This window comes from Pseudoalteromonas phenolica (genome assembly GCF_044788725.1).
Classification (GTDB): Bacteria; Pseudomonadota; Gammaproteobacteria; order Enterobacterales; family Alteromonadaceae; genus Pseudoalteromonas; species Pseudoalteromonas phenolica_C.
This window is the reverse complement of sequence record NZ_CP173162.1, coordinates 592,727-611,352: the sequence shown is the minus strand read 5'-3', so window position 1 is coordinate 611,352 and position 18,626 is coordinate 592,727. Positions and strand designations below refer to the sequence as shown.

Here is an 18,626-nt window from a genome sequence, read left to right as displayed (position 1 = left end):
ATATATGAAATGATGCACTACTTTTATAGAGCTTACATCTTACAAAGTGATTAATTTATGACGCCCCTCAAAATGATTAAGTGTTATTGAAGATTGATATCAACCTCTTCTTGCAATTTTTCGTCACTTGCACCCAGTGCCATCACGTCACGAACATTCTTTTGCACTGTAATAGCAGCAAAACCGCTTAATAAAAACGCCATGGCATAAAAGCCTTTTTCACTCAGTAACAATTCGGCGTTTACTAGCCCGACTGTGAGTAACGCAATTGCAGACCCTGCAGCGGCCCAGCACATCATAAAATAAGGTTTTGAAATGGTTTGACCTTCCATTTTATCGCGGATGGTCTTTTGCAAAGACACGAATGAAAACAGGCCAAATAACAATACAGCTAGGTAGTAGCCTTTTTCATTCAATTGCATGGTGGCATTTGCTAAACCAATTAAGAATGCCGCAACACCTGCGACTAACATAGCAACCGATGCCATTCTAAATGCCTTGCTTGGTTTATTGATAAGTACTTGTTTATTCATCATCTGTGTCTCCATTATTCTTGAATTCGTTACGTCTTGTAAGTGGCTTCAGTATTAGAGACATAGTCAATTTAGTAAACCCAAACTATCAAAGGCTAGTATTTGGGGACTAAAAGTATTGTTTTAATAAACTTTAATAGAGTTTTATTACACTTGGCCCCTGAAACCAGTTCAGGGTGACAGTTATTCTTACATTAAAACTCTAAACGCCGTCATCCTGACGAAGGTCAGGACCCATTGAGTTAAAAATCTTAAAATCAATTAAGCAATTACTTTAAAGTACTCGCAATAAACCCTTGCATCTGTTCAAGCATTTGCTCGTAGTAGGGGTTAAAGGTTAAACGCTGCAAATTTGGCGTTGCTTGTAAGTTCTCTTCTGTTAACTCGCCTAAAGTAGGTGAAGAAGTTGTTTTGCAACTGGCAAATAAATCAGTCCCGGTTAAATGCTCACAATTACGATAACTGCCTTGCCAACCATAATGCGGGTTGCTCGGCGCATTTGTTGGTGATGTGTGCGCTAAATCAAGCACATGCTCACAATATACTTGCCCTTCGCACGAAAAGGTCGTGACGGTTTTTAATGAGCGAGGTAAGGCATTAAGTTGATCTGCAACTTTATTTGCATAGTAATACACAAGCTTATCTTGTGCTTGCGCTGCGCCGTTTTGTGCATGCCAGCGGGCAAGTATATTTACCGTTGCATCAGTTTCTATGGTTTGGTCAACTTCGCTCGCCACCACAAAAAATGGTGTATTGCTTAGCCCTTTTAACTTTTTCGGTGCAATTCGCTTCATAAGCGCATGAACTTGTGCGCCCGCATTGGCAGGAAACGACTCATACTTCGCAAAGTCGATATCTGCCGCTTCATCTAAATAATCTTTAAACCAACTGACATATTTCGCCGCCCACGCCATGCTGGCTTTGGCTTCACTGGCAGGCGACCATAGCATTACCCCTTTAAGTTTTTGCAGCTCACTTTCACTCAAAGTATTGCGATTCAAGTAATCGACAACCAAAGCGCCACCCGTTGAAAAACCACCTAAATACACGTTATCGAAGTCATTCAGCATACTTTTAATGGCATACGATGCCGCCTGTCGCCAATCGGCTTGGTCAATATCAACCAAGGCTTCTGCTGCTGTACCGTGCCCAGGTAATAACAGAGTACGCACCGATATCCCCTGCTCTACAAAAGAATTAGCTAAATCATGAAATAAATACGGCGAGTCTGTTAAACCATGAATAAGCAATACCGCTGCTTTTTCGTTATCTGCTTTGAGTTCAAACGGGGCGATTAAGTCTACGACCTGAAGTGGCTTATCTGCATACAAGCGCTTGCTGGTTGGCGTTGAAATTGGGCAAGGCATATTTGCTTTGGGGTTTTGCGCATTAATATGTGTGCGCGCAGCAACTAAGTAATCTTGAAAAGGTTTGTTTGATGCAAAATCGAAGTTGATGCGCTGCACACCGCCCTTGGCAAATCGATAGGTGCCTGCTTGTTTAAACGCTTCGATTTGCGCAAGGTCATTATTAATCGTCACACAGTTAAGCGAACTTGATGCTTCGACCGCGAACACATTGGCTGAGAAAGCACTTGCAGAGAATGTACTCGCAGATAAAACAGCGCCGCTCAACATCGCATTTTTAAAAATAGTATTAACTGACATGGAAAGTGTCCTTCTAATCTTGAGATTTATTGCGTCGAAACTGCTCGAATAAAGTCGGCTCCCATGCTCGCATCGCGAACAGCAGCCCCATATGTTTGCGTTTCGAAATTGGTAGCGCTGAATCTTCTTGGTTTAAAATAGCCGCCTCTTTAGTGAGCTGATTCAATTTATGTTGAATGATCTCAATAGAAGAATTTGAATAACGGCCACGCAAATAAAAACGAAAGCTATCTTCTTCATCAAACTTACTCGCCATAAAACGATGCAACACTTCTTGCTCCATAAATCGCTCTAACGGGCCGTTTTTGATCCACCTGAAATCTTGGGCAATGAGGAGTTTATAATGGTTGTTTGGCAGCAGTTGGATCAGCTTGATTTTATCGAGCCGCGCAAATAAGCGAATAAGCTCAAACTGGTCGATATCATATTGTTCAATGATATCGTCAAACTGCCATGCATCTCGAACACAGACCGCTACCAGCAGCAACTTAGGGTTATCTATTAGCTCTTGCTCTTGATCTAATGTCAGCTCTGTTAATTGGTTTTGTTGTTTCTCGGTGATGGTAAATAAATCAGACAGGCTTATCTGCAATAAATGACAGATCTCTTCTAAGCGCTGCAAAGTAAAGCTTTGCTGAGCAAAAATGCGTTTGATATTTGCCTCGCTCATATCGAGCTTTTCGGCAATGTCTTTGTACGTTAGCTTTTGCTGTTTAAGCAGCATTTTCAGCGTATCGCTCACCTGCGAAATTTGGCTCATAGTGTTCCTTAAAAGTTTTACCAATGGCTTTCAAAAGCGTTCAAACTGGCAAAAAAGTCATTGCCTCTAACAACCAAGCAAATTGAAATAGCCTAGGTAAAAAGCCAGATAGTTTAGGATTACTATACTTATAGTTTCTTAAATTGCTACATCTAATAACTGAGTTTACGTAATTAATCCTCTGGTCTAACTTGTAGTCAACGCAAACAAACACAGTATGTTGAATTTTAAAGGACACCACTATGAAACGCATTTCTCAACTTTTCACATTAGGTTTAATTGCATTGATATCATTTGCATCACACGCAGAGTCAGCGTCTGAACATGCCAGTAAAGGCAGTCGCCACTCAGCACTTGCTAGTGCTCACAGCACAACAGCCAGCGCCCAAGTAGCCAGCGGCGTGGTCGCAGTACCACTATTAGTTGTTGGCAGCACAGTATCAGCAAGCCAAGCCGTTGGCGAGTCACTAATTGATGCTGCATCAGGTAAACATACAATCGATAAGCATGAACCACTCGAAATTACCGAGATCACCATTACAGTGGACCGCTCACCCGCAGAGCAAATGAAGAAGTCAGACAAGAAAGACTAATAAAGCGACTTAACTCAAATACCAACAAAAGCTGTAAAGCCCCTTTACGGCTTTTAAATAAGGAGCACATTATGCGCTACTTTAAATCTCTTATCTTCACATTTGCTCTGCTGCTTTCTCTAAACGCCTTTGCAGGCAGTCAGCAAAACAGTGAATCTAAATTTGCAGCCGAAGAAGTGGCTAAGTTTGCCAAATCAGTCGAAAAATACGCCGCGAAACAAGGCGCCCGTGCGTTTATTATTGCGCGTTTAGGTCAACCAGAAAAAGACTTACCCCGCGACTTTAAATTTACTCACACTGCTATTGCCGTCTATTCTCAGATCACATTAGACAATGGCGAAAAAGCCAAAGGCTATGCCATTTATAACCTGTATCAAAATGCCGATAACCCTGCAAAAAGCACATTAATGACCGACTACCCTGTCGATTTTTTCTGGGGCGTAGAGAGTTTAAAAGCCGGGATTATTATTCCCTCACCTGACTTGCAACTTCGTTTAATTGAAGCCATAGCATCAGGTAAAAACCAAGCGCTACATAACCCAAATTACTCGTTAATCGCCAACCCATTTAACAACCAATTTCAAAACTGCACAGAGCACACGCTGAATGTGATCAATGCTGCGATATACGAGACCGACGACATGATGCGCATTAAGGCAAATACCAAAGCCTATTTCACGCCACAACCTGTGAAAGTCAGCCGCTTTAAATTGGCATTAGGGAATTGGTTTGCCAAAGGCGTGAGTACAAAAGATCATGAACGTAAGATTCAAACGACCAGCTTTACGAGTATTGGACGGTATTTGCAAGAGTTTGGCTTGATGGAAGAAGCGGTGGTTTTTGAGGGAGGAGAGATGAGTAAGTTGTTTTAGTACGTGCAAAATATACTTTGCGAAGCAAGGTTACTCTTACACAAAGTGAAATGAGCTTGCTTAAAAAATGCAGAGGGATTTTCAATCGACCTAGATGTTTAACAACGCTGTTCTCACAAGCCTTTTGTAGGTCGTCATTTATGGCGACATTTTGAGGTTAGTCTTCAATTTGACTCTTTGTCGCATTGGCGACGACAACCAAGGGGAGGCTAAGCATTTCAATTGGTTACTGAGCTGAGATTCATCCTTGAAGCTTGGGCCTGTCGGCATCCATGCCTCCACTTCCTCGCGCTGCGAAACTTCGTTTCGGTCACTCGTCACCCCCACGGCGCCTTTCATCACACTTATCGTGCAAAATACACGTTGCGAAGCAAGGTTATTTTTGCGCAAGGTGAAATAAGCAATTTTAACTGTTGTTAAAAATATCGATGAACGTACACGCCATGAAGGTACCTCCATGTACAAGCATGGCTTGGCTCGCATTGCCTAAATGGATTTAGGTACTTGGGATTTGTCGGGAACAAAAATCCCGCCATGCGAGCACATTACTCATCAATTTATTATTTTCAGGGTGTGATAAAAGGGAATTGGCGTTGTTTGCGGGTTATGGAATTCAGGCAGGTTCGAGTTGTCTTTGAGCTCATAAGGCCAAACTCTTTGCTCCAAAATACTACAGGTGCAAAACTTGAACCTGTAGTTTCTTGTAAATGGGATCAAAATCCAAAATCAACGACTCTGACCCTATTGACTCAGACCCTATTGACTCAATGACGACCTTAAAAAAACTGCCCCACAAAGTTCAAACTATTATGGGCTACAATAGGTAGTAAAAGACTGCCTGTTTTTTCTCTCAACCATAAAAAAATAAACCCATAAAAGCCTGTTAAAAATAAAGATAATGCGCTAAAAGTGAACTCACCATCTGAGTACATAACACCATGTAGAAGTCCAAATAGCGCCACTAAAATTAAACCAGCGACATTAATGTTGGCACCAAAAATACTATAGCGTTTTGAAACAAAAGCTAAAGAGAGGGTATAAAGAATTATTCCTCTAAACATTGGCTCTTCATCAAACCCCGGCATTGTTGCTTGATAAAGTAATTCTTCAGCATCGTAGTCAGGTCCATTACCAATAAAAGAAATTAAAGTTACATGAAATGCTAATGCACATAATATGACGAATAGAGAGGGAGTGATTGAATTTTCATTTTGTTTAAAAGTGAAACCGGCATCCCTAGCACAGAAACCAGTTTTTAACCTGAGCAGTGCCATTAACGCAATTAGCCAGACAAGTATTGCCGCAATTTTACCCGACCAATTCCAATTTAAATCAGGAAAGTAGCTGGCTAAAGGGATCACATCACGCCCCATAAATAGAGAAGTAAAATATGAAGCAAATAATGCTAAAGATATCGCGCTCCATACTATATTAACTTCCAACAGTTTAAGCCTGGTTAATCCCAGCACGAAAATTGATATGGCTACAGAGTGAATAATAAAAGTTAGAAAAAAATCTTGCATTAATATTCCTTAATTCAATGCGTTATATATTCTTATCTTTTTGATGCTAGCATGAGAAATTTTTTATTTATATCAAGAAATAAAAAAGCGAATCAAATCAATGGGGTCAGAGTCATTGATTTTATTCTTTTGATTAAAACCACTTCCTGATTTCTTATCTCGAAAATTCGCTGGATACAATCTTCCATAGTGCAACCTTAAACACAAACCCCACAGACAACTCCCCTCCCCCTTCTATCTCGCCTGAAAATAAGCAATTGATGAGTAATGTCAGCGCATGGCGGGATTTTTGTTCCCGACAAATCCCAAGTACCTAAATCCATTTAGGCAATGCGCTGCAAGGCTGATTGAGTCCATGGATGGGTGACGAGTGAACGATGCGAAGCATCGCAGCGCGAGGAAGTGGAGGCATGGATGCCGACAGGCCCAAGCTTCAAGGATGAATCTCAGCTCAGTAACCAATTGAAATGCTTAGCCGCTCTTTGTTTGCCGTCGCCAACCGACAAGAGGTTAAATTGAAGGCAGCTTTTAAACCTGTCGCGCTAAAGCACGACCTACAAAATGAGCTCTTCAAAAGAGCTGGCATGGATGCCGACTGGCAAAGGCTTCAGGGATCATTTTCTGCTCAGTATAAAATTGAAATACTTAACCGCCCTTTGGTTGCCGACGCCAACGCGACAAAGAGCAAAATTGAAGGCTAACCCAAAATGTCGCCATAAATGACGACCTACAATGAAAAAGTTTAGCGTTGCATTACTTCCAAGCAGCTTGGGTCCGGTTCGGCCATTCAAATCACAATGCTAGTCTTGCTTCGCAACATATATTTTGCACCTTATCCCTGACACGCAGTTAATAACTTCTCCACCAACTTTTGATCAGTCAACGACTCTGACAAAGCCACTGCACCTATCATAGTTGCAGCCTCTTTAAGTGCTTCTGCTTCCGTCAGTCCTTGCGATTCTATAAATTTCACAAAACCTTTAAACACCTTTTCGTAAGTGTCTCTAACTAAGGGTTCTCGCTGTCTTATGTCTGAAATCAGCAAAGCTATCGGGCATTGCTGATTGTCTTTTAGAGTTGGGTCTTGCCCTTGCTGTAAGTAATTATGTTGCAAGCTTGCAAAGCTTTGGTCGCAACCCTGAGTAATGCTTTCTTTGGCTTCAAAAGCGGCAACCACTAGCGCTTGATTATATAAGTCGGCCTTTGACTTAAAGTGCGCATAAAAAGCACCGCGCGTCATGTTTGCTGATTTCATCACATCATTGATCCCAACAGCATCAAAGCCTTTTTCGACAAAAAGCTTGGCGGCGCAGATCAGAATTTTCTCTTTGCTTTTAGTTTTATGCTTAACATCCCAAGGCATGGCTATTCCTTAAAATATGATCTTGAACATATTGTCGTTGCAAATAATATCGAGTGCAACCATTCAGAAAAGGAAAGTAAAAATGAACACACTCAAGATTGTAGGCCCTGATTTTTCAACATTTGTTCGCTCGATTGAGATGATCTGTAAATTAAAGTCATTACCCTATTCGTTGCAAAACCAGTGGCAAGGTCAAGATGTTACACTGGGCTCTGAAGGATTATTAAAGCTTCACCCTTATGGCAAGGTGCCGGTATTAATTGATGGTGATTTTATCTTGCCTGAATCTAATACTATTGCTCGTTATCTAGATACAGTTGCAGGCCCAAGCGTGTTTGCAAGCGACACAAAACAAGCAGCCTTAATAGATACTTGGAGTAGCATGCTGTCGATTTATGGGTATCGCGATTTGATCTCTTTGTATGTTTTAACCTTAAAGTTTCCTGCAAATCAAGATGGAACACCTTGTTTAGAAGCCTTGGAAAAGGGAAAGCAGGCAGCACATTCAACATTAAAAATATTGGCAGAAAAATATAAATCTCAAAGTAAAAAAACTAATTGGTTTTTAGGGGAGCAATTCACTTTAGTTGATGCGATTTTACTGCCTATGCTTGATTACATTCATGGTTTAGAGGGCGATTTGAACTTGCTTAACCTATACCCTGAACTTAAGCGGTATTATCAAGCCGCCTTTGAATATCCTCACTGCGCTGAAGTGTTGAGTTTTAATCATTAAGATCAACTGTTCAAGAAAGTGATAAAATAGATGATTTAAAGGCAAACTCCAAAATGTCGCTATAAATGACAGCCTTCATGAAACTTAAAACAGCTTTTAAGTGCCTTATGAATCTATTACGCATAAGGCACTTTTCCTTTGACTCTGTTATTCACTCATTTCTGCCTTCGGCCATTGCCACGCATACCAAATGGTCAATGCCGATAACATAACTTCTAACCCGGTCAGATATAAATAAAACCCCCATGTTGTTTCGAGATTTAGCCCCACTAGCAAAGTAATGAATAAAGCGGGGATGATGATATTCAGCCAACGATTAATTGTCGGTTTTAATGCTAAGGTCAGAAAGATCATTATGCTCGGGATCGACATCAATAAAGCAACAGCAAAAAATTTGGCTTGTAAGCTTGCATCATCTGGGCTGACTTCCAACGCTTTAGATATCACGCCAGGCACATATACTTCAATATAATCACCGTAGACATAACAAAACATCACCGCCACCCAAAGCGCTGAGAGTTTAAGTTTTACGTTAATTTTGATGTCTTCAAAGCCGCTTACTATTTGGTTGATCGGTGTCATTGTTCACTCCTTTTGTCTTTAATCATTGTTTTACGGTATCAATTGCTGAGACTAAAAATATAATTTATAAAGAGTTATGTCGTCCGAGACTAAAAGCGCGGACACTTTTTAAGTGTCTAATAGTGCTAAGAATAAATGGAATGAAATAAAGGAATAAACTGTGACCGACCCCATTGTGGTGTTTTTAACCTTACTGATTGTGGGCCAGACTTGCTTAAGTGTGCCGTTACTACTTGCGCGTGCAAAAAACCAAGCGACCTATTTGCACTTAGCGCTATTTTTGTTTGGCTGTGGGGTGCTCGCAATGAACAACATTGTCATGCAATCGCTCCCCCAGTGGTATCACATTTATACTGTGGCGGCGTTTCCAACGCTCTTCATGCTTTGCCCTTCATTGTGGTTTTATGTAAAAGGCATAACAGCCCAGCACGCGTTTATTTGGCAGAGAAAACATGCTTGGCATTATGTTTTGCTTGCTCCGGCAGTCTTAGTGTCTGGCATGATGTTGTTTTTGCCCGAAGCAAGTCACAGCGCCATTTTTATAGATGATGAAACCGCCTCGACTCCACTTGCAAAAACAATTATTATTAGCTTATTAATCATGATGTTGCTTTGGCTTGCTCAGTGCATTTTGACGCTTTTTTTAATCGTGAAACGCTTAAAAGATTATCGAAAGCGCTTGAAGAATTTCTTCTCAAATAATGAACATCATGACTTAAAATGGTTTAACTGGCTGATGTATTGTGCAATCAGCTTTTGGTTGCTGTCTCTTGTCAGCGTGTTTTCATCAAGTCTGTTTAACGCGCTATTATTCAGTGCCAGAACCGAGTCTTTTATCACTCTGTGTTTGTTATGGAGTTTGGCTCATTTTGGTTTACAGCAAAAGCCGGCTTTACTCACTTTAAATGAATTAGATACACAAGACGCTCTTTTAGAGGATAAACATGGCGCAGTTCAACCCGCTCTTGAAGCAACAACATCTGAGCCTGTAAACACAAAACGCGCACTTGATACGCCTAAAAAATATCAGCGCTCGGCATTGAACTCAGAGCAAGCTAAGCGCATTGCCGAAAAAATCAATACCGCAATGCAAGAGCAGCACCTGCATTTAGACCCGAGCTTAACGCTACACAAACTCGCCGCTCACCTGAGCATTTCACCTAATTATTTATCACAAACCTTAAATGAAACATTAGGTGTTAATTTTTTTGATTATGTAAATCAATGGCGTATAGAAGCTGCCAAACCCAAAATCATCGCCAATCAAGATACGGTGCTCGACATTGCACTCGACGTAGGGTTTAACGCCCGATCGTCTTTTTATAAGGCGTTTAAACAAGTAACTGGGCAAACGCCGAGTGAATATAGGAAAGTGAACTAGAGCTTTTGTGTTAATTGTTGTCATAAATGACGAGATACAAAAAGCTCTGTCAGACTCAAGTTTTGCTTATATCTATGCATAAAACCAACAAACAAAGTTAATTCCCCTTTTACCTCGCCTAAAAGTAAGCAATTGATGAGTAGTTCAGAGACCAACCAATTGATACTTCAGAGATGAGTTTGGGAGCTATTTTTAATTGAATGACGCAGCCGCCCTTTGATCGTTGTCGCTATAAATGACGACCTACAAAACTGTCAGACTCAAACTTTGCTTATATCTATGCATAAAACCAACAGACAAAGTTAATTCCCCCTTCTGTCTCGCCTGAAAGTAAGCAGTTGATGAGTAATGTCAGCTTCCTACAGACTGATGTTTCAGAGATGAGTTCCGAAGCAATTTCAGAATGAATTACTTAGCTGAGCTTTGTTTGCCGTCGCCATAAATGACGACCTACAAAAGCTCTGTCAGACTCAAAATTTGCTAAACGAAGTATACTAAACCAACAGGCAACACCCTTTCCCCTTCTATCTTGCCTGAAAGTAAGCAATTGATGAGTAATGTCAGCGCATGGCGGGATTTTTGTTCCAGACAAATCCCAAGTACCTAAATCCATTTAGGCAATGCGCTGCAAGGCTGATTTAGTCCATGGATGGGTGACGAGTGAACGATGCGAAGCATCGCAGCGCGAGGAAGTGGAGGCATGGATGCCGACAGGCTGATGCTTCAGGGAAGAATTTCGGAGCTATCTCAAATCGAATGACTTAGCCGCCCTTTGGTTGCCGTCGCCAACGCGACAAGAAGTAAAATTGAAGGCTAATTTAAAATACCTCAGCTACTGCTAAACTGGCTAATTTCACGTTGTGCAAAATAACTTTGCTTTGCACACAACAGCTGTTACTTCAACTACGGCTAAAATGGCTAATTTATGGTTGCGCAAAAGTAACTTTGCTACGTACACAACGGTTATCATCTCAGCTGCAGCTAAACTTGCTCACTTCACCTTGCGCAAAATAACCTTACTTCGTAAGGTATATTTTGCACCTCTTAACAAAATATATACAAATGAATACTCTCATGATAGCCTGTTCCCGTTTTTATCTATTGATTTGTAAAACACGGAATGGGATTGAATGAAGGAAATCGAAAGAAAACGTAACGCGGAGGGCTTTAAGCTTCACGTGCAGCGTTCACTCCGGCAAATGCGGCAACAAAAAGGCATGTCTCAAGCGCAATTAGCTAAAAAAATGATATCCAATGTTGATCAATCGACGATTAGTAACTGGGAGTCTGGTAAGAGCGAAATGACCATGACACAACTACTCGATGTGTTATTCATTTTCGGTGTTGACCTTGATTCTTATTTTTCGTTTTTAAGGAGAGACTAAATGGAAGCATTATCTGAATATTTAAATTATGTTGATTACCTACCCACACTCATTGCACTTATTGCTCTATTTTATTGCTGGAAAGATATCGGAGCCAGATGGCTTGTAATTACCGCGTTAACAATCGGATGCATAGATAATTACAGCGTACAATATGCCATTAATTGGACAACGCACTATTACGCTTGGGCCATTTTTGTTAACTTGCTATATATTCTTCCTATTTTATACAGAAAAGAATTAGCGCGGAAAATTTACAACACAACAAACTCTTCTTTTTTTTATGAAGCCTCTCAATTGAAGTTTAGTCCTCAAGAAGCCGCAGGTATGCTCATTTGTTCTATATCAATTATTGGTAATGCAATAAGCTACGTGGAGATATTCTTGTATAAAGGCTATGTGATAGATGTATTGTATTTTAAGAGTTATGCTTTAGATCGGTTACAATTTATCTTACACATTTTGTCTACTTTGGTTATTCTGTCATTTTTCTATAAAGCAAAAGGATTAAATTATGAGACAGGTAGAGCTTAGTCTTCTTAAACATGTAAGCGCTGGTTTTGGAGGTATTGGGGGAAGTGTAGAAAGTCCCAAAATCCCTCCTCGCGAAGCTCAAGCAGTAAGCACCGACGGTAGCTACACCCCGCCGCCGCCACCAGAGACAGAAGAAGGAAATTAAACTTTCTGACTTCTTGTTAATTCAACTCAATAAACCCTGATTTTCAGGGTTTATTTGTTTCCAAGGCATGAAAAAGCCCCTACACTGTTGCACCTAGCATTGCTTTGATGCGCCTCTGGCTCAAACGCAATGATCTTTTCTTACAGAAAAATTTAAAAACGCAGATATAAAAATAAACCAATCCTCTTAATTAAGTGATTTACTTTGAGGTAAGGAAAGCTTGTCGATAACAAGGCAAAAATTTTGCTATTTAGTTGTTCTAAATGAGAAGTTTTTAACGCAGTTAGCGGCAGCTTTAGTCCCTCAAAATGATTAAGTATTATTGAGGATTGGTATAAAACATTATGCACTCACATCCATTCAACAGCGATGTTTCAAGGAAGTAATATGGCTTTAAAAAGACTGTTATTGTTAAGCGCCCTACTCGTTGGCTGCGCAGACAATGAACAACAAGCACAGCAAAGTGACGCGCGACCAGCTCAAACTCAAGCTGAAGAAAATACAGCGACTGAGCAATTATCAGGTGCCAATAAACACACTTCAACTGACAGTGCCATTGTTGCTGAGACCGAACCGAAAGAGCCAACCTTTACTGTAAACACATACACACTCAAACGCGGTCAGACCATCACCCATGTTTTAAAAGAAGCTGGGTTCAGTCTGTCGCAAATTTATGCCCTTGCAAATGAAGTGAAACCGCTTTTCAATTTCAAAAAAATAAAGTCGGGGACGCAATTTGATGTCGTCATATTTGATTCTCTAGCGAACACCAGTGAGCCCCACACTAATGGCGAACTTGCTCAGGCTGACACTGAGAATACCGCTGAAGATAGCCAAAGAGCGAGCGAAAAGCGCTTAAGATTTGCGAGCAATTTTGGCGAGCTAATTGAAGCAACATTACGAGACGGTAAATGGCAGCTTGAGCAAATCTCGGTAAAAGTTGAACAGCGCCGTTTTAGTAAATCATTTGAAATTAGCCAAAGCCTTTATAAAGCGGCGAGTGAAGCTGATATTCCCGCCAATGTGATCAATAGTGCGATTTTAGCTATGTCTCACTTTGTTGATTTTCAGCGTGAGATCCGCAGTGGCGATAAAATCACGCTTAATTTTAGTCATGCGATACTCCATGAAGACACCCATTTATTTAGCCAATTTAGCGCACCACAAAAACTGGTTGCCATTGAATTTGTAAACAACAAAGACAGTTATCAACTTTACCAATTTGAAGACGCATATTACTTTGCCGACGGTAAGCTTGCGCAAAACTTCTTGATGAAAACGCCATTGAACGGCGCACGCCTTTCATCGTCGTTTGGCAAACGTAAGCACCCTGTCTTGGGTTATAACCGCCAGCATAAAGGCATAGATTTCAGCGCACCGACTGGTACGCCCATTATGGCTGCGGGTAAAGGTAAAGTGCTCAAAGCCAGTTATAGTAAAAGCTTTGGTTATCGAGTCTTACTCGAACACCACGATGGTTACCGCACTTTATACGCACACTTAAAAGGTTTTGCCAAAGGTATCAAGTCAGGGGTGAGCGTTAAACAGGGGCAAATAATTGGTTACTTAGGTAATACTGGCCTATCAACTTCGCGTCATTTACATTACGAAGTGCATAAAAACGGTCAAGCTATTAATCCACTCACGATGAAGCAACCGAGTAACATTCAACTCAAAGGCAAAGAGTTAGTTGCTCTTAAAGCGCATATTCAAGTTGTTAATCAAGTATATGCATCAATCGGAAGTGAAGAAATTCAGATTGCTGACTAGGGCGTGTTGACCTTTGCTGTTTGTTTTTGCAGCTGTGAGTTGGGTATTTAGGCCAGACAGAGGCTGCGTAGCATAGTTGTTCTATGTAAGTCAGCCGATAACGCCGAATAAATGACCAACTCGCGCTGCTCGGAGAGTTCATCCAAAGGCTTCCACTACTTTGTCATTCGCCACTTACATAACCCATTATGCTTCGTAACTCATTTCGCGTATTGAAAGCCTTTGATTTGAACAAAATCCATACTTCAAAGATAAACACGCCCTAGTTTAAGGGCTTGAAAAAAACTCACTTAGTTTGATCTGTACTTTACGTTATAAATAACGGTTCAAGTAAGGTACAAATCAAACTAAGGATAATTCATGACCCGAAACCTAGCCTACGATGGCCTTCGTGGTTGGTTGCTTATTATCATCGCCAGTAACCATTTATTTGGTAACTTTGTTACCCAATTCACCCGCACGCCATTGGGGTTTGTATCTGCAGCTGAGGGCTTTGTTTTTTTATCTGGGTTTGTGGCCTATTTGGTTTATGGTCGTTTGGCAGAAAATAAAACAGCGCTTAAACAAAAGATATGGCAACGCAGTTTTACCATTTACCGCTTTCATATTATTGCCATTCTCATCACTTTTTTACTGGTTTGGCTGTTTCCGTTATTTAATCCAGTGTGGTCAGACTTTTACAATGCCGCCAACTGGCTTAATGCGCCATTGCAAAGCTTTGTGTCAGCCTTGTTTTTGCTCGAACATCCCGGATTTCACGATATTTTAATTTTGTATTTAATCCCCATGATATTTTTACCATTTGCCATTCTGGCGATTAAAAACGGTAAAGTTATCTTCGTCGCACTGGCATCCTTCACCGTATGGCTGTTGGCGCAATTTATTAACGCAGAGTTTTTGGTTACGCCATTCAATCAAATTTTTAGAGATATAAAGCTCAACGTGAGCCATTTTGATCCATTTGCGTGGCAAATTTATTTTTATATGGGCGTGATATTAAGTTATCTCAAGTTCGACAAAGGCTGCACGTTTGAGTTTTCAGTGGCTGTAAAGGCGTCGTTGCTAGGCTGTATTATAGCCATTTTCATCGTACGCCATTGGTATCCTGAGTTAATGCAGCCCTACTATGTCGGCCATGGTAGCGCTTCTTTGGTTTATCAAGCCAACCTGCTGCTTGCTGCTTATCTGTTAATGCTACTGATGCGCAAATGCACTAGGCTATTCACCTTAAAGTACCCTGTTTTTCTCGGTCAACATGCCTTACCTGTGTTCGCATTTCACTGCGTAGTGATTTACTTCTTAATGCCCGCTACCCACCAATTCACGACTCAACATTGGTATTGGGATGTTTTAACTTGTGCTGTTTTTGTGCTGTTACTCGCCATTCCAGCTAAACTTGATGCGCTATGGCGAGCCCGAAAAAAGCTGCAGCAAAGGAGTAAAAGTGATAAAAACGCGGCCGAAGCCACGTAGCTTTATCGCCAAAATAGGATAGGAAGTTGTCTAAATAAAGGGAAAACGAGAACTATCAATTGAAGAGATTTATTCAGAAGTTAAAAGCGCGGCTGAAGCCGCGCTGTTGTTAAGAGCCTAAATCGCCATTTTATTAATTGACGAAAACAATAAAATTACTCGTAGCGAAGTGCTGTTATAGGTCGCTCTTTTGCTGCAATCGCCGATAAAGAGCCTACCGTTACCCACGCAATCACAAAGGCCAAAGTCGTTGCAACAGCAAATGGCAATATTGATAAATCAATACGATACACAAAGCTGTTTAACCACTCTTGCATAATAAAGTAAGCGGCTGGCCAAGCTATGATGTTGGCAATCAACACCTGCTTTGAGAACTCTTTATTGATCAAGATAACAATATCTAATACCGATGCGCCTAGCACCTTACGAATACCAATTTCTTTGGTACGGCGTTGTGTGGTGAACGATGCCAGACCAAATAACCCTAAACATGCAATGAAAATGGCTAGCAATGAGAACAGGTTGAATACAATGAATTCTCTGTCTTCTTGCTGATACATTTGGTTGAATCTATCGTCTAAGTAGTCCAATGCAATCGGCTGCTCAGGTACAAATTTACCCCATGTTTGCTCAATGTAGTCGCGTACTTGTGCCGTGTCGCCTGTGTACTTAATCGACATGTTGTAACCATTGTTATGGTTAAGCAAATGATAGGTTGGTGCCACTTCCGTTTTTAATGACGAGAAATAATAGTCTTCTGTTACTCCTACAATGGTCGCTGTGCCTTCAGAGGTACGAGTGAATAATACTTTAAACTGCTTGCCTACCGCTTCTTCAGGTGTGTAGCCCAATGTTTTTGCAGCCACGCTGTTCACTACCACACTAAACTCAGGGTTCGGATTTTCTTCTGAAGGTCGAGAAATTGCATCTGCGGTGAAATCACGGCTGAAGCCTCGGCCACTCAGTAGCTTAATATTGTAAGACGAGAAATAATCTTCATCGACTGCCAGCACAGGCATAAGCTGCATCTCTTTTGTTGCAGGGTGAATTAAGCCCATAGCATCTGTTAGAGAGCCAGTTGGGAAGCGTGATGTTTTAGTTACGCTGCTAATATTTGGGTTCGCCAATAATTGCGTTTTAATGGCATCGCGCTGTGGGCTGGCTTCTGTGGTATATAAACCACGCAATACAAAGGTATTCGACTTGTCATAACCTAGGTCGATGTTGCGCGCATAACTTAACTGCAAGCTCGCCACTACAGTTGCCACTATTAAGATAATTGCCACACTGAACTGAAAAACTACTAGACCTTTACGCAGTAACGCGCCTGCTTTACCTTGCGTCACTTCACCTTTTAGCACTTTAGCAGGTTTAAAAGCGCTCAAGTAAAACGCCGGATATGCACCCGAGATCAACCCAACGAATAAACCCAGAGATAACAAAATTGCCAATGTGCCAAAATCGAAGTAACTAAATGCCAGCTCTTTGCCAATAAAGTCGGCAAAGATAGGTAAAGTTGCCTCAACCAGTGCAATGGCGATAAATAAAGCAATGTAGCAAAGCATAATAGCTTCAACCATAAATTGGCTTACTAGGCTGTGCTTCTTTGCACCTAGGGTTTTACGCACACCGACTTCTTTAGCGCGTTTGGTTGCCGTTGCGGTAGACAAGTTCATAAAGTTAACGCACGCAATCAGTAGAATAAGCGCGGCAATAATACTGAATGAATAGACGATATTGATGTCGCCATTTTCTTTCATTTCGCCATACAGGTTTGAGTTAAGGTAAATGTCGCTGATATTGATTAAAGAATAATGTAATACATCGCTCAGCCCTTTATCTACATGGGTTTCTAGAAAGTCAGGGAAACGAGCTTCAAGCGCTTTGATGTCGGTATTTTCAGCCAATTTAAAGTAGGTTAAGTAGTTAAAGCTTGGGTTTTTATCCCAATTTGGGTTTTGTAAAAACTCAGGTGCCGTGCCCATACTGACAAGTGCCGTAATGTCTAAATGCGTACGTGTTGGTAGGTCTTTGATCACCCCTGTGACTTTGACATTAATGCGATTCGCCAGCACCAGTGTTTCTCCCATCACATTGGTGCTTGAAAAATAGCGCTGTGCCGCTGATTCTGTCAGTACCACTGAATTCGGTGCAGCTAGGGCCGCTTTTGCATCGCCTTGTAGCATTTCTAAAGAGAAAAACTCAATGGCATTGGCATCGGCTAGGTTAATGCCATTATCGCTGAAATGGGTGTTACCAAATCCTAGCGTTGCGCCGATTTCACGTAGTCGCGTTGCTTGTTCAATTTCATCGAAGTTTGTCGAAAAACGCTCTGCGTTATACACCGAGCCTTGTGCAAAATTCTGAGCAGGCGAGCCCGGCACAGTCATTTTTAAAGACGTACGGTAAATGTTTTCGTGGTTATTAATGTGTTTGTCGTAACCTAACTCAGATTCAACAAAGATTGCCATGCTGATACAAATCGCCAGGCCAATGGCTAAGCCAAGAATATTAATACCCGAATACAGTTTTTGTTTTAACAGATTGCGATAGGCAATGATCAAATAGTTATTAAGCACAACGCACCTCCTGCATATTTTGTGACACGATATGACCGTCTAATACATTGATCACGCGATGTGCGTAATTGGCATGGTGATCTGAGTGGGTAACCATCACAATGGTTACGCCTTCACGATTTAATTGCGCAAGTAACTTCATGACCTCTTCACCGTTTTTAGAATCTAGGTTACCTGTTGGTTCATCGGCCAGTAGCATTTTTGGCTCTGCGACTATGGCACGCCCAACCGCTACCCTTTGCTGCTGACCGCCTGAAAGCTGCTGCGGGTAGTGATCTTTGCGGTGCGCAATGTCGACCTTTTCTAAAATCGCCAATACCTGCTGCTCACGCTCTTTTTTCGCAATGCCTTGGTAAACCAATGGCAGTTCAACGTTTTCAAAAACGGTTAGCTCGTCAATCAAATTAAAGCTTTGGAAAATAAAGCCAATGTTGTCTTTGCGAATGTCGGCCAGCTTATTTTCGGTGAAACCACTGATGTCTTTGCCATCAAAAATGTATTCACCTTGGTCGATGTGATCGAGCATGCCGACGATATTAAGTAGCGTTGATTTACCCGAGCCAGATTGACCCATAATGGCCACAAATTCACCACGTTCTACGTGCAACGAGACACTATCAAGTGCATGTGTTTCGACTGATTCTGTGCGGAATATTTTGCTAATGTTGGTTAAATTGATCATCTGTTTTGTCCTAATTCTTTTTAATTTTTAAATCTTTTTAATTGTTAA

Annotated in this window: 17 protein-coding genes; 9 read left to right on the top strand and 8 right to left on the bottom strand. The window is 41.1% G+C overall.

Annotated features, from left to right (window positions below):
- Positions 1-83: 83 nt before the first annotated feature.
- From yiaA to ACH784_RS20230, 3 genes are all read right to left on the bottom strand, one after another.
- A complete protein-coding gene (yiaA, locus tag ACH784_RS20240) occupies positions 84-533 on the bottom strand; it encodes an inner membrane protein YiaA (protein ID WP_404397003.1) in 450 nt (149 codons plus the stop codon).
- Positions 534-802: 269 nt separating this feature from the next.
- Positions 803-2,200, bottom strand: coding sequence for an alpha/beta hydrolase (locus ACH784_RS20235; RefSeq protein WP_404395479.1), 1,398 nt, complete (start codon positions 2,198-2,200; stop codon positions 803-805).
- Positions 2,201-2,213: 13 nt separating this feature from the next.
- Positions 2,214-2,960 carry a helix-turn-helix domain-containing protein gene (locus tag ACH784_RS20230; protein WP_404395477.1) on the bottom strand — a complete coding sequence of 249 codons (747 nt, stop codon included), beginning with the start codon at positions 2,958-2,960 and terminating at the stop codon, positions 2,214-2,216.
- A gap of 242 nt (positions 2,961-3,202) precedes the next feature.
- Between ACH784_RS20230 and ACH784_RS20225 the strand changes: the two genes are divergently transcribed.
- Both ACH784_RS20225 and ACH784_RS20220 read left to right on the top strand, forming a co-directional pair.
- Positions 3,203-3,553: a hypothetical protein gene (locus ACH784_RS20225; protein ID WP_404395475.1), complete on the top strand. Its 351-nt coding sequence runs from the start codon at positions 3,203-3,205 to the stop codon at positions 3,551-3,553.
- 71 nt (positions 3,554-3,624) lie between these two features.
- On the top strand, positions 3,625-4,425 hold the full coding sequence (locus ACH784_RS20220; protein WP_404395473.1) for a DUF2145 domain-containing protein: 801 nt from the start codon (positions 3,625-3,627) through the stop codon (positions 4,423-4,425).
- A gap of 776 nt (positions 4,426-5,201) precedes the next feature.
- Here ACH784_RS20220 and ACH784_RS20215 read toward each other — a convergent pair.
- Positions 5,202-5,948 carry a CPBP family intramembrane glutamic endopeptidase gene (locus ACH784_RS20215; RefSeq protein ID WP_404395471.1) on the bottom strand — a complete coding sequence of 249 codons (747 nt, stop codon included), beginning with the start codon at positions 5,946-5,948 and terminating at the stop codon, positions 5,202-5,204.
- Between the two features lie 482 nt (positions 5,949-6,430).
- Between ACH784_RS20215 and ACH784_RS20210 the strand changes: the two genes are divergently transcribed.
- Complete coding sequence (locus tag ACH784_RS20210; RefSeq protein ID WP_404395469.1) at positions 6,431-6,649, top strand: hypothetical protein; 219 nt, start codon at positions 6,431-6,433, stop codon at positions 6,647-6,649.
- A gap of 131 nt (positions 6,650-6,780) precedes the next feature.
- Here the strand turns inward: ACH784_RS20210 and ACH784_RS20205 are convergent, their stop codons facing one another.
- Positions 6,781-7,311 carry a TetR/AcrR family transcriptional regulator gene (locus ACH784_RS20205; RefSeq protein WP_404395467.1) on the bottom strand — a complete coding sequence of 177 codons (531 nt, stop codon included), beginning with the start codon at positions 7,309-7,311 and terminating at the stop codon, positions 6,781-6,783.
- 82 nt (positions 7,312-7,393) lie between these two features.
- Between ACH784_RS20205 and ACH784_RS20200 the strand changes: the two genes are divergently transcribed.
- Positions 7,394-8,047 (top strand): glutathione S-transferase family protein, encoded by a 654-nt coding sequence (locus tag ACH784_RS20200; RefSeq protein WP_404395466.1) that lies wholly within the window; start codon positions 7,394-7,396, stop codon positions 8,045-8,047.
- Positions 8,048-8,194: 147 nt separating this feature from the next.
- Here the strand turns inward: ACH784_RS20200 and ACH784_RS20195 are convergent, their stop codons facing one another.
- Complete coding sequence (locus ACH784_RS20195) at positions 8,195-8,629, bottom strand: DUF6326 family protein (RefSeq protein WP_404395464.1); 435 nt, start codon at positions 8,627-8,629, stop codon at positions 8,195-8,197.
- A 160-nt stretch (positions 8,630-8,789) separates the two neighbouring features.
- On the opposite strand from ACH784_RS20195, the gene ACH784_RS20190 reads away from it, so the two are divergent.
- From ACH784_RS20190 to opgC, 5 genes are all read left to right on the top strand, one after another.
- On the top strand, positions 8,790-10,010 hold the full coding sequence (locus ACH784_RS20190; RefSeq protein WP_404395462.1) for a helix-turn-helix domain-containing protein: 1,221 nt from the start codon (positions 8,790-8,792) through the stop codon (positions 10,008-10,010).
- A gap of 1,130 nt (positions 10,011-11,140) precedes the next feature.
- The gene (locus tag ACH784_RS20185) at positions 11,141-11,395 is read left to right on the top strand and encodes a helix-turn-helix domain-containing protein (RefSeq protein WP_404395460.1); all 255 of its coding nucleotides are present in this window, start codon (positions 11,141-11,143) and stop codon (positions 11,393-11,395) included.
- Positions 11,396-11,929 carry a hypothetical protein gene (locus ACH784_RS20180; protein WP_404395459.1) on the top strand — a complete coding sequence of 178 codons (534 nt, stop codon included), beginning with the start codon at positions 11,396-11,398 and terminating at the stop codon, positions 11,927-11,929.
- 532 nt (positions 11,930-12,461) lie between these two features.
- Positions 12,462-13,844 (top strand): peptidoglycan DD-metalloendopeptidase family protein, encoded by a 1,383-nt coding sequence (locus tag ACH784_RS20175; protein WP_404395457.1) that lies wholly within the window; start codon positions 12,462-12,464, stop codon positions 13,842-13,844.
- A gap of 360 nt (positions 13,845-14,204) precedes the next feature.
- Positions 14,205-15,317: an OpgC domain-containing protein gene (gene opgC, locus ACH784_RS20170; RefSeq protein WP_404395455.1), complete on the top strand. Its 1,113-nt coding sequence runs from the start codon at positions 14,205-14,207 to the stop codon at positions 15,315-15,317.
- Positions 15,318-15,472: 155 nt separating this feature from the next.
- On the opposite strand, the gene ACH784_RS20165 is transcribed toward opgC, so the two are convergent.
- The gene (locus ACH784_RS20165) at positions 15,473-17,896 is read right to left on the bottom strand and encodes an ABC transporter permease (protein WP_404395454.1); all 2,424 of its coding nucleotides are present in this window, start codon (positions 17,894-17,896) and stop codon (positions 15,473-15,475) included.
- Positions 17,889-18,578, bottom strand: coding sequence for an ABC transporter ATP-binding protein (locus ACH784_RS20160; RefSeq protein ID WP_404395452.1), 690 nt, complete (start codon positions 18,576-18,578; stop codon positions 17,889-17,891). The genes ACH784_RS20165 and ACH784_RS20160 overlap by 8 nt, the downstream gene beginning before the upstream one ends.
- Positions 18,579-18,626: the final 48 nt, after the last annotated feature.